Below are 25474 nucleotides of genomic sequence, written 5' to 3'. Positions count from 1 at the left end.
TGAAGTCCCCTTGAAAACCTGAACCACCCGGAAGTAGAGAATTCCCCAAGACGGAGTCTCTACATGAAGAAATCCAGATTCAGCGAAGCGCAGATAGTCGGCATCCTCAAGGAGGTCGAGATGGGTGCCAAGGTCGGCGAGACGTGCAGGAAGCACGGCGTGAGCGAGCCGACCTACTACAAGTGGAAGAGTCAGTTCTCTGGCATGACGGTCTCGCACCTGGCGCAGCTTCGGCAACTGCAGGACGAGAACGCCAAGCTCAAACGCATGTATGCCGACCTGGCGCTCATGCACCACGCGCTCAAGGACGTTGTCGACCGAAAGCTCTGACCCCGGAGCGTCGCGAGATGGTCGTTCAAGCCCTCATGGCCGAGCACGGCATGAGCGAGCGCCGAGCCTGCCAGGCCAGCGGCATTGCCCGCTCCACACTGCGCTACCGACCCATTGCGCGCGACGACTCCGGGGTCATCACCTTCATCCAGATGCACATGGCGCTCAACCCGCGCCACGGCTTTGGCCTGCTTTACGACAGTGCCCGCCACCAAGGCAAGCCCTGGGGCAAGACGGTGCTTTGGCGCGTGTACTGCGAGCTGCGGCTGAACCTGCCACGGCGCGGCAAGAAGCGTTTGCCGGCGCGCATCAAGCAACCGCTGGAGGCTGCTGGCCAACCCAATCAGGGTTGGAGCTGCGACTTCATGGCCGATGCACTGTGGTCCGGCAGGCGATTCAGGACCTTCAACGTCATCGATGAGTTCAACCGCGAGGGCCTGCGTATCGAGGTCGACACCAGCCTGCCGGCAGCCCGTGTCATACGTGCCTTGAATGAGCTGGTGGAAGTGCGCGGAGCGCCGCTGTCGATTCGCCTGGACAACGGCCCGGAGTTCATCGCTCACGCTCTGTCCGAATGGGCGAAATCCAAGGGCATCGCGCTCAATCACATCCAGCCAGGAAAGCCCACGCAAAACGCCTATGTCGAACGATTCAACAAGACCTACCGAACCGAGGTGCTGGACTGCTATGTCTTCGAGTCATTGCAGGAGGTGCGTGATATGACGGCCGACTGGCTGCACCGCTACAACCACCAGCGCCCCCATGAATCTCTCGGCCGAATCCCACCGGTCGAGTACCGTGTCAAACTGTTCCCCAACCTCTACTTCTGACTGGCTCAGGAATTCGAGGGGACTTCAACACGCACAAGGCCAGTCGGATCAACGAGCTGTTGCCGCACCGCTGGCAGCCGGCTGACTGATCCTGGCCATCGACGCCAGGGGCCTTGTTCATCGGGTGGCTATCTTGCGCAGCAGCCCTGGTGAGACCTTCCAGTTCTGGCCTTCGTCGGTGTGCACGCTGGCGGTTTTCTTGTTCAGGCGCAGCACGATGCCGCTCTTGACGCTGCCATCGCTGGCCGTGAACTGAACACGGTCGCCTTCGGCGAACTGCGCCAGATCCACCGTGCTCCTGGCCTGAGCCAGCAGGTTCAAGCGTTCGACCACCATCCGGTTGAGGTACAGCAGGTCTTCTTCGCCCATGTGGCGCAGGGCTTGGGTGAACAACTCGCGGTCCAGAATCGTCTGCTTGGAATTCATCTTCGGTGCGCACCTCCACCGCTTGACGGCGGCTGTTCACCGGGAGTCTATGGCAGCGCGCACGCACCGCTGGCGTGCTGACCATCAACTCCTATCATGCGCAAGATGGGTTGGCCGGACGCATACCGACATCTGGCCTATGAACGAAGTACACAAACATGGGTACCAGCTCGCCAAATGTTGCTATTCGTGGTTAAATTTAAAGAGGCTTGGAACAAGCGCTCAGTTATTCCCCGTCTCAGGGATGAAGATCACGAATCAAAGGTCTCTGACATTCATGTCTGTGTCCTAGCGGTCCACAACTGAGATTTGCACGGCCTGGATGTCAGTGCTATTGAGCGTCTTTTCACAGATCGCGAGCTATAAGCGCGCGGCAAGCTCACAGCTTGCGCCTCACGAAACGCCAACCAAATCACCTCACGCAACGGCCAAACGACGAAAGGGCTACGTTGGAGGCTGAACGTACGCGTCTACATCCTATGCTGAAGCCCTGAAACAACAGGCCGGTAACGTGATGAGCGTGATCGTAACTCTGTGAAACGGTTAGGCTTTTGGTCATTCAGTTCACCGAAACTCGAACGACAACAGTCTCAGGCACCCACTGAAAATGAGTGTCGAAGGCGAGAATTTTGCTGTGGCCCGAGAGACAAACACGGCACGAAAAGTCACCACATTAGGCTTCCGGTGACTATGTCGTTAGCAGACTACCGATGACTCCCTGGAGATTCGGAGTCATGGAGCAATGAACTGATTAGCGAGCTACTCAGCCTTGTAGCTACAGGAGTTTACTCCTACCCCATCAAGGCCGGTAGCACGAAGTCGAATGTTTTAAAGGATTGTATGTTTTCGCAAACTTTTTCTCTGTTGCCTATGGTGCCTGTCTTTTCTGCAAAGTCAACATTGCAAGCACTGATGGGCGGGGCTTTGCTTCTGGCTGTCGCTGAAGCTCCGGCTCAGACGACAAACACGCCACCGCAGGGCTATGTGCTGTGCTCCTCCGAATGGAACCAATGCCGATTCAGCGGAACCGCCAATGTGGTGTACGGTGCCCGCACCACCTGGACTACCCCGCGCAGTTTCACCGGCGGCGTGGCTTGTTCCAACACCACTTTTGGGGATCCTTTGCCAGGAGTGGCCAAAGCCTGCTATCTGCAAACAGCGACTGCTCCTGCTCCTGCTCCTGCTCCTGCTCCTGCTCCTGCTCCTGCTCCTGCTCCCTCGGGCGTGCCGACAGGCTATACCTTGTGCGCGGCAGAATGGAATCAATGTCGGTTCAGTGGCTCTGCGAGTGTGGTGTACGGCGCCCTCACCACCTGGACCGCTCCCCGCACGTTCACCGGCGGTGTGGCTTGCGACAACACTACTTTCGGGGATCCTTTGTCGGGCGTGCCCAAAGCCTGCTATGTGAGGACAGCCACAGCACCGGCACCTGCACCGGCACCTGCACCGGCACCTGCACCGGCACCTGCACCTGCACCGGCACCTGCACCTGCACCGGCACCGGCACCCGCACCGGCACCCGCACCCGCACCCGCACCCGCACCCGCACCTTCGACGACGGTCGTTGCCCAACTGGAAGCCACTCGCTTGACAGGCCCGGCGCCACTGGCAGTTCAATTCGACGCTACGGGGACCACCTACAGCGCAACCGGCCAACACCCGTTCCACCATGTGCGCTACGCATTCAATTTCGGGGATGACCGGGGTCAGACCTGGCCGATCTCTGGCCTTCCAAAGAACGTGCAAACGGGTGGGCCGCTGGCCGCACACGTGTTCGACCAGCCGGGTACCTACCAGGTGCGTGTTCGCGCGACCGACCCCACTGGTCGCTATTCCGACAGGACGGTGACAATCGAGGTTCAGGATCCGAACACCGTGTTCGCCGGCACCCAGACCATCTGCGTGTCCGCGGTCGCCAACTTCGCCGGGTGCCCTGCCGGGGCCTCCCAGATGACGGCCATGCCCTCGTCGGCGAGTTTCAACAACCGCCGCGTGCTGCTCCGCCGTGGTGAGACGTTCTCGTCCATCGGCATCCCACATGGCAGCCAGAACGTGCAGATCGGAGCCTTCGGCACCGGTGCGAAACCGCGGATCAGCAGTGTTGAAGTGGGCGCACTGGGGCCGACCTCCTCGGCGTTCCCGCGTGACATCACGATCATGGATCTGAACTTCCTCCAACGCTTTGAACAGTACGTGACCATGTCGCGCCTGCTGCTCTACCGCAACACCTTCGACGCGCCGACGGGTGAGTTCGTCGCAGCGCAGATCAATCTGGCTAGCGCCCTGGCCTATATCGTTCAGAACCACACCCTGGCACCAAGCCAGTACATCCAGCCCCGGGAGTTGTTCATCGTGGAAAACCAGCTGCGTGGCAGCACGGCCAATCCGCACATGAACATGGCGGGTGAAGGCAGCCGCTTCGTGATCATGGGCAACGACATGGGCACGGCCCAGCAGCACACGGTGCGCCTGTGGGGCATGTACAAGGGCTTCATCGCACACAACGCGCTGCGTGGCCGTTCCTCCGACGGCATCCGGGTGGCACTGAAGGTGCACTCCGGTGGCCTGGGCGAATACAACGACAACTACGCGATCTCGGGCAGCACCTGGGCATCAAGGCAGATCGTCATTGCCAACAACCGCCTGGGAGACGCCACGGACAACAACTCATTCACCGGTGGTACCAGCCCTGAAAACAACGGTCCCGACAGCCGCCAGGGTCTGGAGGACGTGGTGCTGGAGAACAACGTGTTCCACCGCGGTCCGAATACGAACACCGAGTTCATCCTGATGGGGCGTCGTATGTCGTCGCGTGGCAATACCCGCGCCGATGGTGGTGTACCCAACATCAACCAGTACGGCAACTCGTACCAGCTGCTCCCGGCTGAATGGGTCGGCCCGTTCTACTACTAAGAACCAGAGAGCCCATGTAAAAACCCCCGCTGGATGTGAAGTCCAGCGGGGGTTTTCTGCGTCTGGTGCCGCAGGACGGATGTGTCTCTGTTAGCGCTACCCGCCCTTGCCTTTGGTGCCCGGCCTCGGTGGCAAGCCTGTGTGCTGAGTCAGCATGCGCCCCTTCACCAGCGCCCTCCCACCCGGCGTCGAGTTCTTCCTCCGCGCGCTCTGGTACCCGCCGTCGGTGACGGGCTGGAAGGTAGGGATCAGATGGTGCTTGCCATTGCCGATCAAATCGGCGCGGCCCATGGTCTTGAGCGCTTCGCGCAGCAGCGGCCAGTTGTTGGGGTCGTGGTAGCGCAGGAAAGCCTTGTGCAGACGCCGGCGCTTCTCACCGCGCACGATGTCCACGCGTTCGGCCCGCTCGTCGCGGTGCACGCCCTTGAGCGGGTTCAGGCTGGTGTGGTACATCGCCGTGGCGGTGGCCATGGGGCTGGGGTAGAAGGTCTGCACCTGGTCGGCGCGGAAGCCGTTTTTCTTCAGCCAGAGCGCGAGGTTCATCATGTCCTCGTCGCTGGTGCCAGGGTGCGCGGCGATGAAGTACGGAATGAGGAACTGCTTCTTGCCCGCCTCTTCGCTGTACTTCTCGAACATGGCCTTGAAGCGGTCGTAGCTACCGATGCCGGGCTTCATCATCTTCGACAGCGGCCCGCTTTCGGTGTGCTCGGGCGCGATCTTCAGGTAGCCGCCCACGTGGTGCTGCACCAGTTCCTTGACGTATTCCGGGCTCTTGACCGCCAGGTCGTAGCGCAGACCGGACCCGATCAGGATCTTCTTGATGCCCTTGAGCGCGCGCGCCCGGCGGTAGATCCTGATCAGCGGATCGTGGTTGGTGGTGAGGTTCTGGCAGATGCCTGGGTAGACGCAACTGGGCTTGCGGCAGGCGGCTTCGATCGCCGGGCTGCGGCAGCCCAGGCGGTACATGTTGGCGGTGGGACCGCCGAGGTCGCTGACCACGCCGGTGAAACCCACCACCTTGTCGCGCATCTCCTCGACTTCCCGGATGATCGAATCTTCCGAGCGGCTCTGGATGATGCGGCCTTCATGCTCGGTGATGGAGCAGAAGGTGCAGCCGCCAAAGCAGCCGCGCATGATGTTCACCGAGAAGCGGATCATCTCCCAGGCCGGGATCTTGGTCGCGCCGTCGTGGCGGCCGTGTTCGTCGGCGTAGGCGGGGTGCGGGCCTCGGGCGTACGGCAGGTCGAACACGTAGTCCATCTCAGCCGTGGTCAGCGGGATGGGCGGCGGGTTGATCCACACGTCGCGCGCCGTGGTGCCTTCGCCGTGCGCCTGCACCAGTGCGCGCGCATTGCCTGGGTTGGTTTCCAGGTGCAGCACGCGGTTGGCGTGGGCGTAAAGCACGGCGTCGCTCCTGACCTGCTCGTAGCTGGGCAGGCGGATGACGGTGCGGTCGCGCGGCAGCCTGGCCACACCACCCGTGGCCTGCGGGCGGTGGATGGTGATGGGTCTGACCTGCGGGTCGCACTCTGGAGTGGCGCCCTCTTCCTTGGAACAGCTCTGGCCTCGCGCCTGCGCCTGTTCGCTGGTGGTCTGGTAAGGATTGATGTGATCTTCCACGTGACCGGGCTGGTCGACCTCGGTCGAGTCCAGCTCGATCCAGCCATCGGCGGTCTGGTCGCCCGGACGGCGCACGAAGGCAGTGCCGCGCACGTCGGTGATCTGTTCGACGGGTTCGCGCGCGGCGATGCGGTGCGCCACCTCGACCAGCGCACGCTCGGCATTGCCGTAAAGCAGCAGGTCGCACTTCGCGTCCACCACGATGGAGCGGCGCACCTTGTCGCTCCAGTAGTCGTAATGAGCGATGCGGCGGAGGCTGCCTTCGATGCCGCCCAGGACGATGGGCACGTCCTTGTAGGCCTCACGGCAGCGCTGGCTGTAGACGATGGCGGCGCGGTCGGGCCGCTTGCCGCCCACGTCGCCGGGGGTGTAGGCGTCGTCGCTGCGAATCTTCCGGTCGGCGGTGTACCGGTTGATCATGGAATCCATGTTGCCCGCGGTCACGCCCCAGAACAGGTTGGGCTTGCCCAGCACCTTGAAGGGCTCGGCACTCTGCCAGTCGGGCTGGGCGATGATGCCGACGCGAAAACCCTGCGCCTCCAGCACCCGGCCGATCACGGCCATGCCGAAACTGGGGTGGTCCACATAGGCGTCGCCCGTCACCAGCACGATGTCGCACGAGTCCCAGCCGAGCTGCTCCATTTCCGCCCGGCTCATGGGCAGAAAGGGCGCGGTGCCGAAGCGCTTGGCCCAGTACGGGCGGTAACTGGTCAGCGGCTTGGCGTTGCGCGCGAAAAAGGAGACATCGATGGGCGCGTTCATGAGGCCGTTCTGGGAGACTTTCGGGGGAACCCGCAAGTGTAGGGGTCCCAGCCTGCCCTGCGTGGGCCTGGGGCCTCCCGCCAGACTGACGGCGCCCTACAGGGAGCGCTTGCGCTCCAGCGGCACCAGCGACAGTTCCGGCACACCTGCGCCCTGCCGTTCCCGCGCTCGCCGGCCCTCGATCTTCCCTGCAGCCAGCTTCGCGGTGTAGCGCAACACCTTCAAGTCGTTGGGGTCGGGATAGCCCTGGGGCGCCTGGCTGAAGGTGCACAGCGTTCCATAGACCTCGCCACTCGCCAGCACGATGGGCGTGCTGATGTGGGTGCCGATGGAAAAGGGGACATCCTTGAGCAGGGCAGCCGAGGCCGGCAGCCGCCGGGCATCGGGGATGAACTCGGGCAGGCGCCCGTCGACCACCCGCTGGCACCACGACACTTCCAGCGGATCAGCGTCGCCGACCGACAACAGAGGATTCCCGGGATCGGTGTCCACATACCGGATGACCCGCTGGCCCTCGGCAAACTGGGACACGAACACCACGTCCATCTTCATGCGATCGCGCAGCAGTCGCAGCACATCGGAGATGGACCGATCAATCAGTTCATCGGACTCGTCCGCGGTGGCCACCAGCAGCTCGGACACCTGCACTTCGAGGTCTTCAGGCCGGTAGCCCGGATCGAACAGTGGATTCATGCGCAGCTTTATAAGGCAAATCCACGTGCCTTGCAGCGCCTCAGACGAAGCCTTTTCCGTTCACAGGTCCTTGATCGCTGCATCGATGTGCGCCTGGAACAAGGTCGGGTCGGCCAGCGCGTTGGCGTTCATCAGCGCGAGCTTTACGAGGAACAACTCGGTTTTCGCGGGGTCGATGACATCGATGGCGGTCGCGAGCTGGTCGTAGACCTGCTCCAGGCCCGGGATCGTCAGGGTCTGCAGAGGGACATGCTGGCTGCTCATGATGAGGCTCCTGTGTTCAATCCGATGGCGGTGTGGAGGGCGGCGCGCAGCCGGCTGGCGTCCAGCGCGGCCCATCGGGCGCAGACGTGCTGGTCGGGCCGCAGCAGGTAGGCGCCACCCGAGCTCAGGCCGTGGCGCCGGCGCAGGTGGCCGTCCGCGTCGGGCAAGGTCCGGTCGGCACCGGCAACCGGCTGGCGCGCCCCGACGGCGATCACCTGCAGCGGCAGGCCCTGGGCTCGTGCCTCGTCGACCAATGCGCGCACATCGTCAGGAAGGCTGGACCCGTTGTCGGTTGCCCACAGCAGGGTGAAGCGGTGGTCGAGGTGATCCAGCAGGAAGCGATCGTTGTCCAGGCGAATGTTGCGCGGCGGTGCCCCGTGGCCTGGCCCTCCCTCGAACGCGGCGTTGTCGTCGCTCACCGCGTTGAGCGGCGAGCGGGTGTACTCGTGCGGTCGGGAGGTGCGCCAGTGGTAGAGCGGCCCGACGAAGGGCTGGGTCAGTGAGAGCGAGAGCACGGCGTCGCGCAGCAGCCGGAAACCGCGTGTGGGCGGTGTCATGAAACGGGTGCTCTTGCCCGCTTCGTCGACGATTTCGCGCGCCGCGCCCACGCGCTCGCTGCTGTAGCTCCGCAGCAGCGACGCGGGTGCCACGCCCCGGGCCACCAGCGCCAGCCGCCAGGCCAGGGCCTGCGCGTCCTGGAAACCGGTGTTGGCGCCACGCACCCCGAAGATGGGCAGCAGGTGCGCCGCGTCGCCGACAAACAGCACGCGGCCATGCACGTAGTCGGGCAGCGTGAGCGCGCGTGCCGAATAGACCGAGCACCAGTCCATTTCCCATGGCACGCCGGCGTGGCCGATCATGGCCAGCTGGGCATTGATGCGGGCCTTGAGCGATTCGGGCTGGAGCGCGTCCTCGGGCGTCTCGCCGGGGGGCAGCTGGTAGTCCAGCCGCCACAGGCCATGCGGCTCGCGGTGCATGAGGATGGTGTTGCCTGGGTTCCAGTCGGGGTCGAAGAAGGCCAGGCGCTCAGTAGGCAGTGGCAGGTCCACGCGGATGTCGGCGATGACAAACCTGCCTTCGTAGGACGCACCTTCGAGCTTGAGGTCCATGAGGGCGCGGATCGCCGAGCGGGCACCATCGGCGGCCACCAGCCAGTCGGTTTTCAGCGTGTACGGGCCTTCGGCGGTGTCGACCTGCAACGTGGCACCGGAGGCGTCCTGCCCGAACGACACCAGCTTGTTGCCCCAGCGCAGCTCCACCAGCGGATGGGCGTCGCAGGCCTCCACCAGGTACTGCTCGAGGTACTGCTGCTGGATGTTGATCAGCGGGGCGAAGCGGTCGTCGGGGTCGTGCGGGTTCTCCATCCGGAACACGCGCTGGCCCCGGTAGAAGGAGTTGCCACAGTTCCACGGCAGGCCGTTCTCGGTGACGCGGTGTGCCACACCCACCTGCTGCAGGATCTCCATCGAGCGCCGCGTGAATGCGATGGCCCGGCTGCCCTCGGACACCTGCCGCTCGGCTTCGAGCACCACGCAGCGCACGCCCTGCTGCGCCAGCGCCAGCGCGGTCACCAAGCCAATGGGGCCAGCCCCGGCGACGACCACCGGGGCGTGCTGCTGCGCCGGGTGCTGCGATGGCACCCAGGCATCAAAGACCTGGTAGTCGTAGTAGATCGAGCGCCGTGGTTCCGCGTGGGGCTGGTGCATGCGTGTCTCCTGTAATGCGCCGCAGTGTAGGCAGCGACGGGCCGATCAATGTCCCTTTTTCAGGACATCCGGGACAAGTGATCAGGTCGACGCCAGCAGCGCGGCGAACAGTTCACGCTGCCCGGCCACACCCAGCTTGCGGTAGACCCGCTGGCAGTAGGTCTGGGCGCTGGAAGGCGTCAGGCCCAGGCGTTCAGCAAGAGTGTTGGTGTCCAGGCCGTCCATGAGCGCCTGCAGCACGTCCTGGTCGCGCCGGGTGAGCTGCGGCCAGCGCCGCACGGCGCGCGCCAGCAGCAGCCCGCCCAGGTCCTGGTGGACGGCCAGACCGGTGTGGTGCAGGCGCACGGCCTGCACGATCAGCGGCGCAAAGGCCTCGACCACGGCGACCGCCGCGTCGTCGAACGGACCGTGTTCGGTGCCACGGTACAGGTGCACCGACATCCAGCGCCGCCCCTCATACAGCGCCAGCACCGCCAGCCGCTCGGCCACCTGCGGCAGCGTGTAGCAGGTCTGGCGATACGGGGCATGGGCGATGTCGGCGCCGGTCTGGCGGTGCAGCAGGATGCGCGGCTGCTCGGTGCCCGCCTTTTGCGCGGCAGTCCACTCGGCCTGCATCACGGCGGCCAGCCCATCGAGCCGGTGGTAGCGGTTGACATAGGCCTCGGCGATGTGGGGCAGTTCTCTGGTGCGCGAACGATCACCCACCGCCACCACGGTGGGCCTGCGCCCGGGCTCGAAGGAAAAAATGGTGCACTGGGCCAGTGGCGCGTGTGCGCCCACCAGCCGCAACAGGTCTTCGGCTACCGCGTCCCTGGCGCCCTGGCCCAGGTGGGTCAGCAGCGCGCTGGCCTGCGCCAGCGGCAGGTCCAGCGCAGGCGGCTGGCGGGAGCCCAGGACCCAGTGGCGTCGCGAGGGAGTGACCATGCGCGGCACTGTAGCGCAGGCGACGCCCATGGGTTGCACAACACTCCTAGCATGCGGGCACCGCCACCGAGGAGTCCTCCATGCCCGAATTCAGCACCCTGCGCATCACCCCCGACCCGCAGCAGCCGCGCATCGCCCGCCTGCTGCTCAACCGACCGGACCAGTACAACGCCATCAACGACGCCATGCCCGGCGAGATCCGCGCCGCGGTGGAATGGGCCAACGCCGAGCCGGAAATCCACGTCATCGTGGTCGAAGGGGCGGGCAAGGGCTTCTGTGGCGGCTACGACCTCGCCGGCTATGCCGAGCAGCGGATCGAACACCCCTGCCAGCAGGAAGCCCACCCCTGGGACCCGATGGCCGACTACGCCGTCATGAAGCGCAACACCGAGGACTTCATGAGCCTGTGGCGCTCATCCAAGCCGACCATCGCCAAAGTGCACGGCGCCGCGGTGGCCGGCGGCAGCGACATCGCGATGTGCTGCGACCTGCTGGTGATGGCCGAGGACGCGCGCATCGGCTACATGCCCACCCGCGTCTGGGGCTGCCCGACCACGGCCATGTGGACCTACCGGCTCGGGGCGCTGCGCGCCAAGCAGATGATGTTCACCGGCGACGTGATTGACGGCCGCACCGCCGCCGACTGGGGGCTGGCCAACGAAGCCGTGCCGGCGGAACAGCTGGAGGACGCGGTGATGCGGCTGGCCGGGCGCATCGCGGGCGTGCCCTCGTCGCACCTGGCGATGCACAAGCTGGTGGTCAACCAGGCCATGCTCAGCATGGGTCTGGAGCAGACCCAGATGTTCGCCACCGTGTTCGACGGCATCACGCGCCACAACCCCGAAGGCCTGTGGTTCCGCCGGTACGCCCAGGAACAGGGCTTCAAGGCCGCGGTGCAGTGGCGCGACAGCGGCCGGCCCATCCCCGAAGGCGATGAAGCACGCGCACTGATCCGGGAAATGGACGCGCGCAAATAGCAAGCGCGTGTTACGCAACAGGCGCAACCAGACGTACGGTTCATCTCGTTACCCCTCTTACGGCAGCGTTCCGAATGTAAGCCGCATGGTCCTTAGCATGAGCGCTTCACTTTCAGAAGGAGCTCGCATGGCACTGCATTTCGGAAAACGCGACAACGAACCCACCAACACCCTCAACCAGGGGCTCAACTCCCCCCGTTACGGCGCCAGCAGCATGAACACGCCCTCCTCCAGCAATCAGCCGGAGAGCCGCCAGCCGGCATCGGCTGCGGCATCTGCCAGCACCACCGTGCCTGAAGGCGGCAGCAAGCTCACGGTCGGCCCGAACATCAAGCTCAAGGGCGTGGAGATCACCGACTGCGACACGCTGGTGGTGGAAGGCCTGGTCGAAGCCACCATGGACTCGCGCGTGATCCAGATCGCCCAGCAAGGCGCCTTCAAGGGTTCGGCCGAGATCGACATTGCCGAGATCCACGGCGTGTTCGACGGCAACCTCACCGTGCGCCAGAAACTCGTGATCTACGCCACCGGCAAGGTCACCGGCAAGATCCGCTACGGCAAGGTGGTGATCGAGGAAGGTGGCCAGCTCTCGGGCGACATCGAATGCTCGGTGGCCGGCAGCACCAAGTCATCCTCCTCTGCGGCCAAGCCCTCCATGGCACTCGCCGCCTGAGCATCACCACGCTCTGAACCACACCGCCCGCTTCTGCGGGCGGTGTTCATTTGCGCCTGCCCCGGCGGCCCCGCTATCCTCTGGGCATGTACGCCGGCTATTTCGGTCTCCAGCAGACTCCCTTTTCCATCGCCCCCGACCCCCGCTACCTCCTGATGAGCGAGCGGCACCGGGAGGCGCTGGCGCTGCTTCTGTACGGGGTGCAGGGCGGCGGCGGCTTCGTCCTGCTCACCGGTGAGATCGGCGCTGGCAAGACCACGGTCTGCCGCTGCTTCCTCGAACAGATCCCCGAGAACTGCCGGGTCGCCTACATCTTCAACCCCAAGCTCACTGTCGGCGACCTGCTCAAGACCATCTGCCACGAGTTCCAGCTGGAGGTGCGGCACGAAGGCATCGGGCCGGCCACGATCAAGGACTATCTTGATCCGCTGAACGAGTACCTGCTGCGCAGCCACGCCGCCGGTCAGCGCAACGTGCTGATCATCGACGAGGCGCAGAACCTCACGCCCCATGTGCTGGAACAGCTGCGGCTGCTGACCAATCTTGAAACCAACGAACGCAAGCTGTTGCAGATTGTGCTGATCGGCCAGCCCGAGCTGCGCGCCGTGCTCGCCCAACCCGAGCTGGAACAGCTGGCGCAGCGGGTGATCGCGCGGTTCCACCTCGGCGCCCTCAGCGAGGCCGAAACCCGGCAGTACGTGCGCCATCGCATGGAGGTGGCGGGCCTCAAGGGACCTCTGCCGTTCAGCGCGGAAGCGCTCGCGCGCGTCCACGCGATCACCCGGGGAGTGCCCCGACGCATCAACCTGCTGTGCGACCGCGCACTGCTGGGCGCCTACGCCACCGACAGCCGGCAAATCGATCCCGCGATGGTGGACAAGGCGGCCAGCGAGGTGTTCGACATGCCCGCCACCCGGTCCGTGCCACCGCCGGTCAAGGCACTGGCCAGCCGCTCCTGGCAGACGCTGGCGCTGGGTGCACTGGGCGGCGCCGTGCTGGCCGCCGGCGTGGCCGCTGTCCTCTGGCAGCAGCGCGCACCGTCGCAAACACCTCTTCCCCATCCATCCAGCCCCACCGCGAGTCCCGCCACGGGTTCGGCTCCGGTGGCGCCGACACCCGCGCCCGCTCTGCCTCCGCCCACTGCGGCCGTCGAGGCGCCTGCCGACCCACTTCCTGCAAGCGCCCCAGCCCCCCTCGTCAAGCCGCCAGTGGCCGCAGACCTGCTGGGCTCCGAGGTCACCGCATGGCGTGAGCTCGGCGCACTCTGGGGCCAGTCCCTCACCGGGAACGATCCCTGCACCGCGGCCTTGAAGCAGCAACTGCAGTGCTTCAGCACGCAGCGCATGACGCTGCACGGCCTGCGCCAGCTGAACCGCCCGGGCATCCTGTTGCTGCGCCTTGGCAGTGAGGAACCGCGGCGCGCCCTCGTCACCGCCATGACCGCAGAAACCGCCACGCTGCAGGCCAATGGCCAGCGCTGGCTGATGCCGCTGACCGCACTCGCCGACATCTGGCGCGGCGACTATGCGACCCTCTGGCGCCAGCCCGAGGGCACGCGGGGCCGGATCACACAGAACCCCCAGGGTGTGGCCGGCGACTGGCTTTCGGGAGAGCTCATCAGCCTCCAGGCCAAGGGCCTGATTCCCGCCGAGGCCAGCACCTTCGCCACCCGCCTCAAGGCCTTCCAGCAGACACAAGGCCTGGAGGCCGACGGTGTGGCCGGGTCCATGACCTTCATGCAGGTCAACCTGGCCGCGGGTGTGGACGAACCGCGCCTGAGCAAGCCCTGAACGCCGCCGCGCCATGTCCTACATCCTTGATGCACTCAAACGGGCCGACGCCGAACGTGAGCGGGGCCACGTGCCCGGCCTGCACAGCCAGGGCACGCCGGCCCCCGCAGCGGGTGCGGCGCGGGCGAGGCGGTTCGGACTGCCCATGATGGCGGGAGCCATCGTCCTGCTGCTGGCAGCGGCGACCGCCTTCTGGTGGTGGAACTCTCCCCACCGAGAGGCACCGGCGCCGGTTGCTGTGGTGCAAGCACCAGTCAGCGCGCTGGAGAAGCCGGACATGGCACCGGAGGCATCGGCGACACCCCCTGTCCCTGCGCTGCCCATTCTGGCACCGCCACAGGTGGCCGCCCCGCCGCCTGCGCCCCGCGCCGCGCCCGCCCCTGCGACGGCTTCTGCAACCTCACCCGCAGCGGCGTCCAGTGCGCCCACGCCCCCTGCACCATCCGCCTCCGCCGACATGGACGGACAACCTCCGCCGGCCGCCGCGGCCCCCGCATCGGCACCTGCGGTCAAGGTCTCTGGTGTCACCTACTCCTCGAACGCGGCCCACCGGATGCTGATCGCCAACGGGAAGGTGGTGCGCGAAGGCGAGGAAATCGAGCCAGGTCTCAAGGTGGAGGTCATTTCCCCCAGAAGCGCCATACTCAACCACCGTGGCTCCCGATACAACATCAACTACTGACCGCACCCTGCCGACGAGTTCGGCCCCGACGCGCGCCAGGCTTGGCATCTGGGGCCACCCGGTGCTGTGGGTGGTGGTGCTGATCGGTATCGGATGGCTGTTGCGAGGGCGCCAGTATCTGTTCAACCGGTCCCTGTGGCTGGACGAGGCCTACCTGGCGGTCAACTTCATGGACCGCGATCTCGGACAGCTGCTGTTCGAACCACTGTCCAACGGCCAGGCGGCTCCCCTGGGGTTCCTCGCGCTGACCAAGCTGCTGACGACAGGGCTGGGTGTGGAGGACTGGGTGTTGCGCTTGCAGCCTCTGGCCGCAGGCGTGCTGACCCTGCTGGCGGCCTGGGGCCTGGCGAGCAAGACGCTGCCGCACCGCGCCGCCCAGGCCACGTTCGTGGGCCTGCTGGCTCTGTCCCCTGTGCTCGTGTACTACAGCTCGGAGTTCAAGCAGTACCAGAACGACGTGCTGGCCACGGTGGGCCTGCTCTGGCTGGCCGCGCACTTTGACCTGCAGCGCTGGCAACGGGACGCCCCCGTGCTGGCGGTGGCGGGCGCCCTCGCCATCTGGCTGTCCCACCCCAGCCTGTTCGTGCTTGCGGGTGTGGGCCTGGTGCTCTGGATCGAAGCGATCCGCCAGCGCCAGCGGGCGGCTTGGCTGGCGGTGTCCGGCGCAGGGCTGCTGTGGGTGCTGGCCTTTGCGCTTCACCACACCCTGGTGATGAAGACGCTCGCCGGCAACCAGCACCTGCTGGATTTCTGGCGCTTTGCCTATGCCCCATTGCCACCGGACTCACCGACCGAGTGGCGCTGGTACCTGGACAGTGCGCTGGCGCTGGTCTACCTCGCCATGCGCCATGTGGGCGTGGCGCACCACGGCATGCTGGTCGCCTGGTTCGACGGACTGAACCTGGGTCTGCTGGCGCTGTCGGTCGCGGGCTCGGTGGCTCTGGCATGGCGCGCACCGCGGATCGCCGCCATCGGGCTGACCGTGCTGCTGGTCACGCTGGCGGCGTCGGCGCTGCACCTCTACCCGTTCCGTTCACGCCCAACCATCTTCCTGGTGCCGCTCGTGCACCTCGGTCTGGCCGCCCTCGTGCAAGCGGCGCTGGACCGCCGGAGCCTGCCCGCACGGCATCTGCTGGCGGCGGTGGTCGCCGGCTTCTTGCTGCTGGTGCCCGCCTCTGCGTCCTGGAAGGTGCTGCGCAAACCTCACAACGACCAGGACATGAAGGCGGCGCTCCTTCACATTGCCAGCCAGACGAAGCCCGGGGACGGCGTCGTCATCGACTCCATGTCGCACAAGGCGTTCGACTTCTACTCGCGCGCCCACGGCGTGCAGGCCATGCCCGTCACGGTCTTCCGCCCCACCATCAACCAGTTCCACGACGCCATGGCCACGGTGCGCCGCCTGTGCATCGAACAGCCCATGCAGCGCAGCTGGGTCATCGTCACGCACCGGCTCCAGGAGCGCGCGGGCTTTCTGCAGCACATCGCGTCCATCGCCCCGGCCCTGCAGCGATGGGATGGACAAGGCGCCATCGCGCTGCTGTACGACTTCCGGGGCAGCGACTACTGCAGAAAATACAACGCGCCCACCCGCCCTGCGTCCGCGCCCTCCTCAGCATTCCCGACACAGTGACCGAATCCAGCACCTTCATCTACAGCGGCACCGAACTCGACCTGTTTGCCACCGCTAGGCACTGGAAGTCCTATTGGACCCAAGTCATCGACCCCTATCTTGGCCAACACGTGTTGGAACTGGGGGCAGGGATCGGGGCCAATGCACAAGCACTGCAACACCGGCGATATGCACGCTGGCTCAGCGTGGAACCCGACGCGACCATGGTGGAACTGATGAAACAAGGCATTACCCAGGGGCGGCTTTCGCCCAGCCACGAGGCGGTTTGCGGCACCTCACTGGATCTGTCCCGGGACGAGCGCTTCGACACCATCCTGTACCTGGATGTGCTGGAGCACATCGAAGACGACCATGCCGAGCTGCAGCGCGTCAGCGGACTTCTGCAACCCGGCGGACACATCGTCATCCTGGCCCCGGCCCACAATGTTCTGTACACCCCGTTCGACAGAAAGATCGGGCACTTCCGCCGTTACGACAAGGCAATGTTGCGCGCCATCGTGCCGCCGGAGCTGCACATCCGCCGCATGCTGTATCTGGACAGCGTCGGAATGCTCGCCAGTCTGGCCAACAAGCTGCTGCTGCAGTCCGACTCGCCTTCACCCGGTCAGGTCCGTCTCTGGGACTCGGTCATGGTGCGCATGTCCCGGCTGGCCGATCCGCTGACCGGTTTCCAACTGGGCAAGAGCATTGTTTGCATTCTGCAAAAGCCATTGACCCTTTGAATCAAAACAATTCTTCCGAAAAACCAAATTACCACATCAATTGGTTACCCAAGAATATTCATATGCAACCCCCAACACTTCCGAATCTTGTAATTAAAACAAAGAAACTTCCCGCATAGAAATACAGCCGCCAAACCATAAGAAGCCTAAGCCAGTAGGCCGTTGTGGGTCACACCGTCGATGCCGCTGGGCCAGGCGGTTGCGGAAAGCCAATTGATGGACAAGGCGTCCGTCCACGAATTCGTTTCGGGACCAGCAGCCAATCAGACCCGCACGGCCTTGCCGGTACAATGCCGCGGCCTGCACAGCAGGCCATCGCCACCGAATAAAGCGAATCCTGCCCCAACCGACGCCCGGAGCCCCGCATGCGCATTTCCAACAGAAAAAGAATCCTGATCACTGGGGGAGCCGGCTTTCTGGGCTCGCACCTGTGCGAGCGGCTGCTGGCCGAGGGCAACGACATCCTGTGCGTCGACAACTTCTACAGCGGCACCAAGGACAACGTGGCCCATCTGATGGGCAACCCGCACTTCGAACTGATGCGCCACGACGTCACCTTCCCGCTCTACGTGGAGGTCGACGAGATCTACAACCTGGCCTGCCCCGCCTCGCCGGTGCACTACCAGTGGGACCCAGTGCAGACCACCAAGACCAGCGTGCACGGCGCCATCAACATGCTTGGCTTGGCCAAACGCACCAAGGCCAGGATCTTCCAGGCCTCCACCAGCGAGGTCTACGGCGACCCCGAGGTGCACCCCCAGCCCGAGAGCTACTGGGGCAAGGTCAACCCCATCGGCATCCGCTCCTGCTACGACGAGGGCAAGCGCTGCGCCGAGACCCTGTTCTTCGACTACCACCGTCAGCACCAGGTGGACATCAAGGTCGCCCGCATCTTCAACACCTACGGCCCGCGCATGCACCCCAACGACGGGCGCGTGGTGAGCAACTTCATCGTGCAGGCCCTGCGCGGTGAGGACATCACCATCTACGGCGACGGCTCGCAGACGCGCAGCTTCTGCTACGTGGACGATCTGATCGAGGGTTTTGTGCGCCTGATGGCCAGCCCCGACGGCGTGACCGGCCCCATCAACCTGGGCAATCCCAACGAGTTCACCATCCGCCAGCTGGCCGAGGCCGTGCTGGCCAAGGTCGGCGGCCAGTCCCGGCTGGTCTGCAAGCCCCTGCCCTCGGACGATCCCAAGCAGCGCCAGCCCAACATCGAGCAGGCCAAGGCCGTGCTCGGCTGGCAACCGCAGGTCCAGCTCGAAGAAGGCCTGGACAAGACCATCGACTACTTCCGCCGCTTCTTGCAATCATGAGCTTCGAGCAGCACGAGATCGTGATCGTGACCCCGGTCTACGAGGACCTGGAGGCCAGCGGTCGACTGTTCAAGGAGCTGGCCAAGGAGTTCGGCCAGCGGGTGTTCGTGATCGCGGTGGACGACGGTTCGGTGCGCCAGCCGCTGACCATCGCCAGCCTCGAAGACGCGGGCGTCGCCGGTGTGGTGCTCAAGCTGCGCCGCAACGTGGGCCACCAGCGCGCGATTGCGATCGGGCTGAGCTATGCGGCCGAGCACCTGGCGCCACACCAAAAAGTCGTGCTGATGGATTCGGACGGCGAGGACCTGCCCTCGACCATCCCCGAGCTGCTCAAGCCGCTGGACCGCACCGACGTGGACGTGGTGGTCGCACAGCGCAAGAGCCGGGTGGAGACGCTCAAATTCAAGGCCTTCTACCAGGTCTACAAACGCTTCTTCAAGGTGATGACCGGGCGTCCCATCAGCTTTGGCAACTTCATGGCGCTCAAGCCGGCCGCCGTGCAGCGCCTGGTGGCGATGCAGGAACTGCCGATCCACGTGGCTGCTGCCGTGCTGGCCTCCAAGCTGCGCACCTGCGTCTGCCCGCTGGACCGCGGCCCGCGCTACGCCGGCCAGTCCAAGATGAACTTCGTGGGTCTGGCGCTGCACGGCTTCAAGGCCCTGATGGTGTTCGCCGAGGACGTGCTGGTGCGGGTGGGCATCTTCAGCGCGGTGATCGCCGCGATGTCGGTGGTCGGATCGACCTGCGCGGTGGTGCTCAAGCTGCTGGGCTATTCCACCCCCGGCTGGTTCTCGCTGGTGCTGGGCATCTTCGTGCTGCTGTTCCTGCAGACCGGCGCCCTGGCGCTGATGACCCTCATGCTCACCGGCGTCATGCGCAGCGGCAGCGTGGTCACCGCTGTTGCCCACCGCGAGTTCATCGCCGAGGTCATCGAGACCCGACCATGAACGGTGTGGCCGCCTCCCACCCGCGCCAGGAACTGTTCCGGTTTGTGGTCAATGGCCTGGTGGCCACCGCGGTCCACTACGCGGTGCTGACCTTCAACCTCCAGGTGCTGGGCTTCGGTTCCGCCGGGCTGGCCAACCTGTGCGCAGCGGTCGTCGGCATCACCAGTTCCTTCCTGGGCAGCCGCTTCTACGTGTTCGCCCAGTCCGCGCAGCAGCCCTGGCTGCCACAGCTGCTGAAATTCAGCGGCCTCTACGGCGCCATCGCGCTGCTGCATGGCCTGGTGCTGTGGCTCTGGACCGACCGCCTCGGTCTGGACTACCGCGCCGGCTTTCTGCTGGCCACCGGCCTGCAGGTCTCGCTCAGCTACCTCGGCAACAAGTTCCTCGTGTTCAAACCCTCATGAAGCTCTTTCGCGCGCTCGCTGCCACCGCCTTGTTCGTCGTCCTGCTGCTGGCGGTGTACTACCTGCACATCCGTTTCTTTGCGGTCAACGTGGTGTTCTACGCCGCCATCGCCGACGGCGTGATCGCCGCCCTGCTCACGGGGCTGATCATCTCGACCAGCCGCACCTTCAACGGTTTTGAGAAGCTGCAACTGGTGGTGATCTGGCTGCTCTCGGGCTACTGCTTCGCCATTTCGGTGCCGACCGTCATCGACCGCTCGCTGTCGTTCTACATCCTGGAGAAGATCCAGCAGCGCGGCGGCGGCATCCAGCAGAGTCGCTTCGCCGACGTGTTCACGCAGGAGTACCTCAAGGAGCACCGGCTGGTCGATGTGCGCCTGACCGAACAGCTCGAATCGGGCACCATCGAGATCCAGAACGGCTGCGTCAAGCTGACCGACAAGGGCCAGCGCCTCGCCGCCGCCAGCCGTTACTTCCGCCAGAACTTCCTGCCCAAGCAGCGCCTGCTGATGGGCCAGTACTCCTCGGACCTGACCGACCCGTTCCGCCAGAGTGCGGACGTGGTCGACTACCAGTGCCAGTGAACGCGCTCCTGGAGATCCGGGGCCTGGGCTTCGCCTGGCCCGGACAGGCGCCGCTGTTCGCCCACCTGAACGCCTCGCTGACACCTGGCCTGGCCCTGCTGACCGGCGACGAACAGCGTGGCAAGACCACCCTGCTGCGGCTGCTGGCCGCCGAAATCCGCCCACAAGCCGGGACGATGCAGTTGACCGGGCAGGACATTGGCGACCAGCTGGCGGGCCTGCGGCCCGACATGACCCGCCCGGACCTGGACACGGTGGTGGTGGCCGACTGGCTGCGCACTCAGGTGCCCGAGGGACCGGCGCGCGACCGGCTGGACGAGCACATCGACGGTCTGTCGCTGGGCGAGCACCTGCACAAGGGCTTCTACATGCTCTCGGCCGGCGGGCGCCGCAAGGTGGGCCTGGCCGCCGCCATGGCCCTGCAACCACCGCTGACCTTGCTCGACCAGCCGTTCGCGGCGCTGGACCTGGCCTCGATCCGCTACATCAGCGACTGGCTGCGGGAACAATCCCTGGCCACCGACCGGCTGGTGCTGCTGGCGGACTACGAAGCGCCCGCCAACCTGGCCATCGCCCAGCGCATCGACCTGGGCTGAAGCCTGGCGCGCGCGTCAGCGCCCGCCCAGCCCCATTGAGCGCGAGATCACCTCTTTCATGATCTCGTTGGTGCCGCCGTAGATGCGCTGCACGCGCGCATCGGCATAGGCCCGGGTGATGGGGTATTCCCACATGTAGCCGTAGCCGCCGTGCAGCTGCAGGCACTCGTCCATCACCTTGCACTGCAGGTCGGAGCACCAGTACTTGGCCATGCTGGCGGTCGCGGTGTCGAGCTTGTCCTCGCACACCAGTTCGCAGCATTTGTCCACGAACACGCGCGCCACCTGCACCTCGGTCTGCAGTTCGGCCAGGGTGTAGCGGGTGTTCTGGTAGCTGGCCACCGGCTGGCCGAACACCTTGCGGTCCTTGACGTATTCGACGGTCCAGTCGATGGCGGCCTGCGCCGAAGCCACGGCGCCAATCGCAATCTGCAGCCGCTCCCAGGGCAATTGCTCCATCAGGCAGATGAAGCCCTTGCCTTCAAAGGCAGCTCCGCCCAGCAGGTTCTCCGCCGGCACCTTGACGTTGTCGAAGAACAGCTCGGAGGTGTCCTGCGCTTTCATCCCCAGCTTTTTCAGGCGCTTGCCCTTGGAGAAACCTTCCATGCCGCGTTCGACCAGGAACAGGCTGGTGCCCTTGGCGCCCGCGGCCGGGTCGGTCTTGGCGACCACGATCACCAGATCGGCGTGCCAGCCGTTGGTGATGAAGGTTTTGCTGCCGTTTAGCACGTAGTGCGAGCCATCGGCGCTCTTGATGGCCGTGGTCTTCACGCCTTGGAGGTCGCTGCCAGCGGCGGGTTCGCTCATGGCGATGGCACCCACCATCTCGCCGGTCGCGAGCAACGGCAGGTAGTGCTTCTTCTGCGCCTCGGTGCCGTAGTGCAGGACATAAGGCGCCACGATCTCGCTGTGCAGGCCGAAGCCGATGCCGCTGACGCCCGCCCGAGCGATCTCCTCCATCTGCGCCACCGAGTACAGCCGGTCGGCGCCCGCACCGCCGTACTCCTCGGGCATGGTCATGCACAGGAAGCCGTTAGCGCCGGCCGCCCGCCAGACTTCGCGGTCCACGTAGCCCTGATCCTCCCAGCTGTCGTGGAGCGGGGTGATTTCCTTCTCGACGAAGCGGCGGAAGCTGTCGCGGAAGGCCTCGTGGTCGGTGTTGAAAAGCGTGCGGTCGATCATGGCTGTCACCTTTCGGACTGGGTGGGTTGATTTATACAAAGCATTTGCTTGGCAAAAGTCTATACTGATCCGATCGTCCGGACTATCCGGACCCATCCCCCAGGAGACACCATGAGCGAAGCCTTCGTCTACGACGCCATCCGCACACCGCGCGGCAAGGGCAAGAAGGACGGCAGCCTGCACGAGGTCAAGCCGGTCAACCTGCTGGCTGGCCTGCTGAGCGAACTGCAGCGCCGCAACGACCTGGACACCGCCGCGGTGGACGATGTGGTCATGGGCGTGGTCTCGCCCATCGGTGAACAGGGGTCGGTGATTCCCAAGGTGGCCGCGCTCAAGGCCGGCTGGGACTGGCGCTGCGCGGGGGTTCAGCTCAACCGCTTCTGCGCCTCGGGACTGGAGGCGGTGAATATGGCCGCGATGAAGGTGAAAAGCGGCTGGGAAGACCTGGTGGTGGCCGGTGGCGTGGAAAGCATGAGCCGCGTGCCCATCGGCTCCGACGGCGGCGCCTGGGCGCAGGACCCCGAGACCAACAGCGCCACCCTGTTCGTGCCGCAGGGCATCGGCGCCGACCTGATCGCCACGCTCAACGGCTTCTCCCGCCAGGACGTGGATGCCTTCGCGCTGGAATCGCAGAAGCGGGCCGCCGCCGCCCGCGCCGCCGGGCACTTCGACCGCTCGGTCGTGCCGGTGAAGGACAAGATGGGGCTGACCATCCTGGAGAAAGACGAATTCATCAAGCCGGGCACGACGATGGAAGGCCTGGCCGGGCTCAAGCCCGCGTTCGAGCAGCTCGGCGCCATGGGCTTCGACGCCGTGGCCCTGCAACGCTACCCGCAGGTCGAACGCATCCACCACGTGCACCACGCGGGCAACTCCTCGGGCATCGTGGACGGCGCCGCGGCCATCCTGATCGGCAGCGAGGCCGCGGGCAAGACCCACGGCTTCACGCCGCGCGCCCGCATCGTCTCGGTCGCGCTCTCGGGCGCCGACCCGACCATCATGCTGACCGGCCCCATGCCCGCGGCGCGCAAGGCGCTGGCCAAAGCGGGCCTGTCCATCGACCAGATCGACCTGTTCGAGGTCAACGAGGCCTTTGCCGCCGTGCCCATGAAGTTCATGCAGGAGATGGGCGTGCCGCATCAGAAGGTCAACGTCAACGGCGGCGCCATCGCCATGGGACACCCACTGGGCGCGACCGGCGCGATGATCCTGAACACGCTGATCGACGAGCTGCACCGCACGGGCAAGCGCTACGGCCTGGCGACCTTGTGTGTCGGCGGCGGCATGGGCATCGCGACGATTGTTGAACGCGTCTGAACCAGCGGAGACCCCGAACATGATCACCAAAACCATCCGCTACGACCTGGCCAACGGCATCGCCACCATCACCTTTGACGAGCAGGGCTCGCCGGTGAACACCATGTGCCTGCAATGGCAGGACGACCTGGACGCCATTGCGGCCCAGGTGGTCCAGGACAAGGCGCAGCTCAAGGGCATCGTGCTCGCCTCGGCCAAAACCACCTTCTTCGCCGGCGCCGACCTCAAGGGCGTGATGCGCTCGACGGAGGCCGACGGCCCGCGCGTGTTCCGCGAGATCGAACGCATCAAGAAGAACTTCCGCACCATCGAGACGCAGGGCGTGCCGGTGGTGTCCTGTCTGAACGGCGCGGCGCTGGGCGGGGGCTGGGAAGTGGCCCTGGTCGGCCACCACCGCATCGCGGTGAACAACCCCAAGATCCAGTTCGGCCTGCCCGAAATCACGCTGGGACTGATCCCGGGCGGCGGCGGTATCACCAAGATGACGCGGTTGCTGGGCCTGATGGCCGCGCAGCCCTACGTGTTGGAGAGCAAGCTGTTCGGGCCGGAGGAGGCGCTGAAGATCGGCGTGGTGCACGAACTGGTCGCCACACCCGAGGAGCTGCTGCCGCGCGCGCTCGCCTTCATCGAATCGGCGCAAGGCAAGCCCGAGGCCTGCACCCACGTCTGGGACCGCAAGGACTACAAGATGCCCGGCGGCACGCCGAGCAACCCCAAGATCGCCGGCATGCTGAGCGTGGCGCCGGCCGTGCTCAAGCAGAAGACACGCGGCCTGTACCCCGCACCCGAGGCGGCGCTGGCAGCCATGGTCGAAGGCGCGATGGTCGACTTCGACACCGCCATGCGCGTCGAGAGCCGTTACCTGGCGGGGCTGATGACCGGTGGCGTGGCGCGCAACATGATCAACACCTTCTTCTTCAACATGAACGCCATCAAGGGCGGTCAGTCGCGGCCCAAGGACGTGCCGCGCTACCACCCCAAGAAGGTGGGCGTGCTGGGCGCCGGCATGATGGGCTCGGGTATCGCCTACGCGCAGGCCACGCGCGGCATCGCCACCGTACTCAAGGACGTGAGCATCGAGGCAGCCAAGAAAGGCAAGTCGTACACCACCAAGCTCACGCAGAAGCGGGTCGACAAGGGCCAGATGAGCGCCGAGAAGCAGCAAGGCATCGTGAATCTCATCACACCCACCGCCAGCGCCGCCGACCTGAAAGGCTGCGACCTGATCATCGAAGCCGTGTTCGAGCAGCGCGAGCTCAAGGCCATGGTCACGAAAGAGGCAGAGCCCATGCTGGCCGAGGGCGGCTTCTTCGCCAGCAACACCTCCACCCTGCCCATCTCCGGCCTGGCGCAGGCCAGCCGTGATGCGAAGAAGTTCGTCGGCATCCACTTCTTCAGCCCGGTGGACAAGATGAAGCTGGTGGAGATCATCCGCGGCCAGGACACCGACGACGAGACCATCGCCCGCGCTTACGACTACGTGCAGGCCCTGGGCAAGCTGCCCATCGTCGTCAACGATTCGCGCGGCTTCTACACCAGCCGCACCTTCGGCACCTTCGTGATGGAAGGCGCGGCCATGCTGGGCGAAGGCATCCCGGCGCCGGTGATCGAGAACGCCGCGATGCAGGCCGGCATGCCGGTCGGCCCCCTGGCCGTGTTGGACGAGACCGCGCTCAGCCTGTCGGTGCATGTGCTGGAACAGACCCGCATCGACTTCCAGAAGGAGGGCCAGCAATACGTCGCCACGCCCGGCGAGACCCTGGTCGAGCAGATGGTCAAGCAGCACAAGCGCCCGGGCCGCGCGGCCGGCGGTGGCTTCTACGACTACCCCGAGGGCGGCAAGAAGCACTTGTGGCCGCAGCTGAAGGCGCTGTATGAAAAGCCGGGCGTCGACTGGAACCTGCAGGACGTGAAAGACCGCCTGCTCTACCGCCAGGCGGTGGAGACCGCGCGCTGCCTGGCCGAAGGCGTGCTGACCAGCGTGCACGACGGCAACATCGGCTCGATCTTCGGCATCGGCTTCCCGGCCTGGACAGGCGGCGCGCTGCAGTTTATCTACGGCATGGGCATCGAGGCTTTCGAGCAGCGCTGCGCCGAGCTGGCCGCCCGCCACGGCAGCGGCTTCATACTCGCGGACGCGGTGAAAGCCGCGCTGCGTCAACACCAACCCCAGTACTGAT

General features: G+C 65.5%; 23 protein-coding genes. 15 read left to right on the top strand and 8 right to left on the bottom strand.

Annotated elements, in window-relative coordinates; genetic code table 11:
- The first annotated feature begins 63 nt into the window (after positions 1 to 63).
- Positions 64 to 1160, top strand: a protein-coding gene (locus BC358_RS13600) for an IS3 family transposase (protein ID WP_256861428.1) whose coding sequence is annotated in 2 segments (ribosomal slippage) — positions 64 to 316 and positions 316 to 1160 — 1098 coding nt in all. Because the reading frame shifts where the segments join, the coding sequence is not laid out codon by codon here.
- Positions 1161 to 1277: 117 nt separating this feature from the next.
- Here BC358_RS13600 and BC358_RS13595 read toward each other — a convergent pair.
- Together BC358_RS13595 and BC358_RS22445 are read right to left on the bottom strand one after the other, a co-directional pair.
- A complete protein-coding gene (locus tag BC358_RS13595) occupies positions 1278 to 1586 on the bottom strand; it encodes a hypothetical protein (protein ID WP_079366205.1) in 309 nt (102 codons plus the stop codon).
- 1360 nt (positions 1587 to 2946) lie between these two features.
- Positions 2947 to 3135 carry a hypothetical protein gene (locus BC358_RS22445; protein WP_179130081.1) on the bottom strand — a complete coding sequence of 63 codons (189 nt, stop codon included), beginning with the start codon at positions 3133 to 3135 and terminating at the stop codon, positions 2947 to 2949.
- Positions 3136 to 3173: 38 nt separating this feature from the next.
- On the opposite strand from BC358_RS22445, the gene BC358_RS22125 reads away from it, so the two are divergent.
- Complete coding sequence (locus BC358_RS22125; protein WP_256861514.1) at positions 3174 to 4499, top strand: PKD domain-containing protein; 1326 nt, start codon at positions 3174 to 3176, stop codon at positions 4497 to 4499.
- 96 nt (positions 4500 to 4595) lie between these two features.
- Here BC358_RS22125 and BC358_RS13580 read toward each other — a convergent pair whose 3' ends face one another.
- The 5 genes from BC358_RS13580 to BC358_RS13560 form a co-directional block, all read right to left on the bottom strand.
- Positions 4596 to 6881 carry a YgiQ family radical SAM protein gene (locus tag BC358_RS13580; protein ID WP_079366202.1) on the bottom strand — a complete coding sequence of 762 codons (2286 nt, stop codon included), beginning with the start codon at positions 6879 to 6881 and terminating at the stop codon, positions 4596 to 4598.
- Positions 6882 to 6977: 96 nt separating this feature from the next.
- Positions 6978 to 7574 (bottom strand): GAF domain-containing protein, encoded by a 597-nt coding sequence (locus BC358_RS13575; RefSeq protein WP_143434295.1) that lies wholly within the window; start codon positions 7572 to 7574, stop codon positions 6978 to 6980.
- Positions 7575 to 7634: 60 nt separating this feature from the next.
- Complete coding sequence (locus BC358_RS13570; RefSeq protein WP_066154090.1) at positions 7635 to 7838, bottom strand: hypothetical protein; 204 nt, start codon at positions 7836 to 7838, stop codon at positions 7635 to 7637.
- Positions 7835 to 9544, bottom strand: a complete 1710-nt coding sequence (locus BC358_RS13565; protein ID WP_079366201.1) for an FAD-dependent monooxygenase — start codon at positions 9542 to 9544, stop codon at positions 7835 to 7837. Before BC358_RS13565 ends, BC358_RS13570 begins: the two co-directional genes overlap by 4 nt.
- Before the next feature lie 81 nt (positions 9545 to 9625).
- Complete coding sequence (locus BC358_RS13560) at positions 9626 to 10468, bottom strand: helix-turn-helix transcriptional regulator (RefSeq protein ID WP_079366240.1); 843 nt, start codon at positions 10466 to 10468, stop codon at positions 9626 to 9628.
- 80 nt (positions 10469 to 10548) lie between these two features.
- Here BC358_RS13560 and BC358_RS13555 point away from each other — a divergent pair, with 80 nt between their 5' ends.
- The 11 genes from BC358_RS13555 to BC358_RS13510 all read left to right on the top strand — a co-directional run bounded on the left by BC358_RS13555 (position 10549) and on the right by BC358_RS13510 (position 20795).
- Positions 10549 to 11445 carry a crotonase/enoyl-CoA hydratase family protein gene (locus BC358_RS13555; RefSeq protein ID WP_079366200.1) on the top strand — a complete coding sequence of 299 codons (897 nt, stop codon included), beginning with the start codon at positions 10549 to 10551 and terminating at the stop codon, positions 11443 to 11445.
- A gap of 127 nt (positions 11446 to 11572) precedes the next feature.
- Positions 11573 to 12118, top strand: coding sequence for a polymer-forming cytoskeletal protein (locus tag BC358_RS13550; RefSeq protein ID WP_079366199.1), 546 nt, complete (start codon positions 11573 to 11575; stop codon positions 12116 to 12118).
- Positions 12119 to 12204: 86 nt separating this feature from the next.
- Entirely contained in the window at positions 12205 to 13908 is a 1704-nt protein-coding gene (locus tag BC358_RS13545) for an ExeA family protein (protein WP_079366198.1), read from the top strand.
- A gap of 13 nt (positions 13909 to 13921) precedes the next feature.
- Positions 13922 to 14590, top strand: coding sequence for a general secretion pathway protein GspB (locus BC358_RS13540; protein ID WP_079366197.1), 669 nt, complete (start codon positions 13922 to 13924; stop codon positions 14588 to 14590).
- The gene (locus BC358_RS22195) at positions 14562 to 16223 is read left to right on the top strand and encodes a glycosyltransferase family 39 protein (protein ID WP_143434294.1); all 1662 of its coding nucleotides are present in this window, start codon (positions 14562 to 14564) and stop codon (positions 16221 to 16223) included. The genes BC358_RS13540 and BC358_RS22195 overlap by 29 nt, the downstream gene beginning before the upstream one ends.
- Positions 16220 to 16945, top strand: a complete 726-nt coding sequence (locus BC358_RS13535) for a bifunctional 2-polyprenyl-6-hydroxyphenol methylase/3-demethylubiquinol 3-O-methyltransferase UbiG (protein ID WP_218669490.1) — start codon at positions 16220 to 16222, stop codon at positions 16943 to 16945. The genes BC358_RS22195 and BC358_RS13535 overlap by 4 nt, the downstream gene beginning before the upstream one ends.
- Positions 16946 to 17310: 365 nt before the next feature.
- On the top strand, positions 17311 to 18264 hold the full coding sequence (locus tag BC358_RS13530; RefSeq protein ID WP_079366195.1) for a UDP-glucuronic acid decarboxylase family protein: 954 nt from the start codon (positions 17311 to 17313) through the stop codon (positions 18262 to 18264).
- Complete coding sequence (locus BC358_RS13525) at positions 18261 to 19211, top strand: glycosyltransferase (RefSeq protein WP_079366194.1); 951 nt, start codon at positions 18261 to 18263, stop codon at positions 19209 to 19211. The genes BC358_RS13530 and BC358_RS13525 overlap by 4 nt, the downstream gene beginning before the upstream one ends.
- Positions 19208 to 19615, top strand: coding sequence for a GtrA family protein (locus BC358_RS13520; protein ID WP_066154120.1), 408 nt, complete (start codon positions 19208 to 19210; stop codon positions 19613 to 19615). The genes BC358_RS13525 and BC358_RS13520 overlap by 4 nt, the downstream gene beginning before the upstream one ends.
- Positions 19612 to 20199, top strand: a complete 588-nt coding sequence (locus BC358_RS13515; protein WP_066154123.1) for a hypothetical protein — start codon at positions 19612 to 19614, stop codon at positions 20197 to 20199. The genes BC358_RS13520 and BC358_RS13515 overlap by 4 nt, the downstream gene beginning before the upstream one ends.
- Positions 20196 to 20795: an ATP-binding cassette domain-containing protein gene (locus BC358_RS13510; RefSeq protein WP_179130079.1), complete on the top strand. Its 600-nt coding sequence runs from the start codon at positions 20196 to 20198 to the stop codon at positions 20793 to 20795. The genes BC358_RS13515 and BC358_RS13510 overlap by 4 nt, the downstream gene beginning before the upstream one ends.
- A gap of 15 nt (positions 20796 to 20810) precedes the next feature.
- Here the strand turns inward: BC358_RS13510 and BC358_RS13505 are convergent, their stop codons facing one another.
- Entirely contained in the window at positions 20811 to 21977 is a 1167-nt protein-coding gene (locus BC358_RS13505) for an acyl-CoA dehydrogenase family protein (protein WP_079366192.1), read from the bottom strand.
- A 111-nt stretch (positions 21978 to 22088) separates the two neighbouring features.
- Here BC358_RS13505 and BC358_RS13500 point away from each other — a divergent pair, with 111 nt between their 5' ends.
- The gene (locus BC358_RS13500; RefSeq protein WP_066154133.1) at positions 22089 to 23294 is read left to right on the top strand and encodes an acetyl-CoA C-acetyltransferase; all 1206 of its coding nucleotides are present in this window, start codon (positions 22089 to 22091) and stop codon (positions 23292 to 23294) included.
- Between the two features lie 19 nt (positions 23295 to 23313).
- Positions 23314 to 25473: a 3-hydroxyacyl-CoA dehydrogenase NAD-binding domain-containing protein gene (locus BC358_RS13495; protein ID WP_079366191.1), complete on the top strand. Its 2160-nt coding sequence runs from the start codon at positions 23314 to 23316 to the stop codon at positions 25471 to 25473.
- Position 25474: the final 1 nt, after the last annotated feature.

It is taken from the genome of Hydrogenophaga sp. H7, from assembly GCF_002025745.1.
GTDB lineage: Bacteria > Pseudomonadota > Gammaproteobacteria > Burkholderiales > Burkholderiaceae_C > Hydrogenophaga > Hydrogenophaga pseudoflava.
This window is presented reverse-complemented; position numbering and strand designations above follow the sequence as displayed.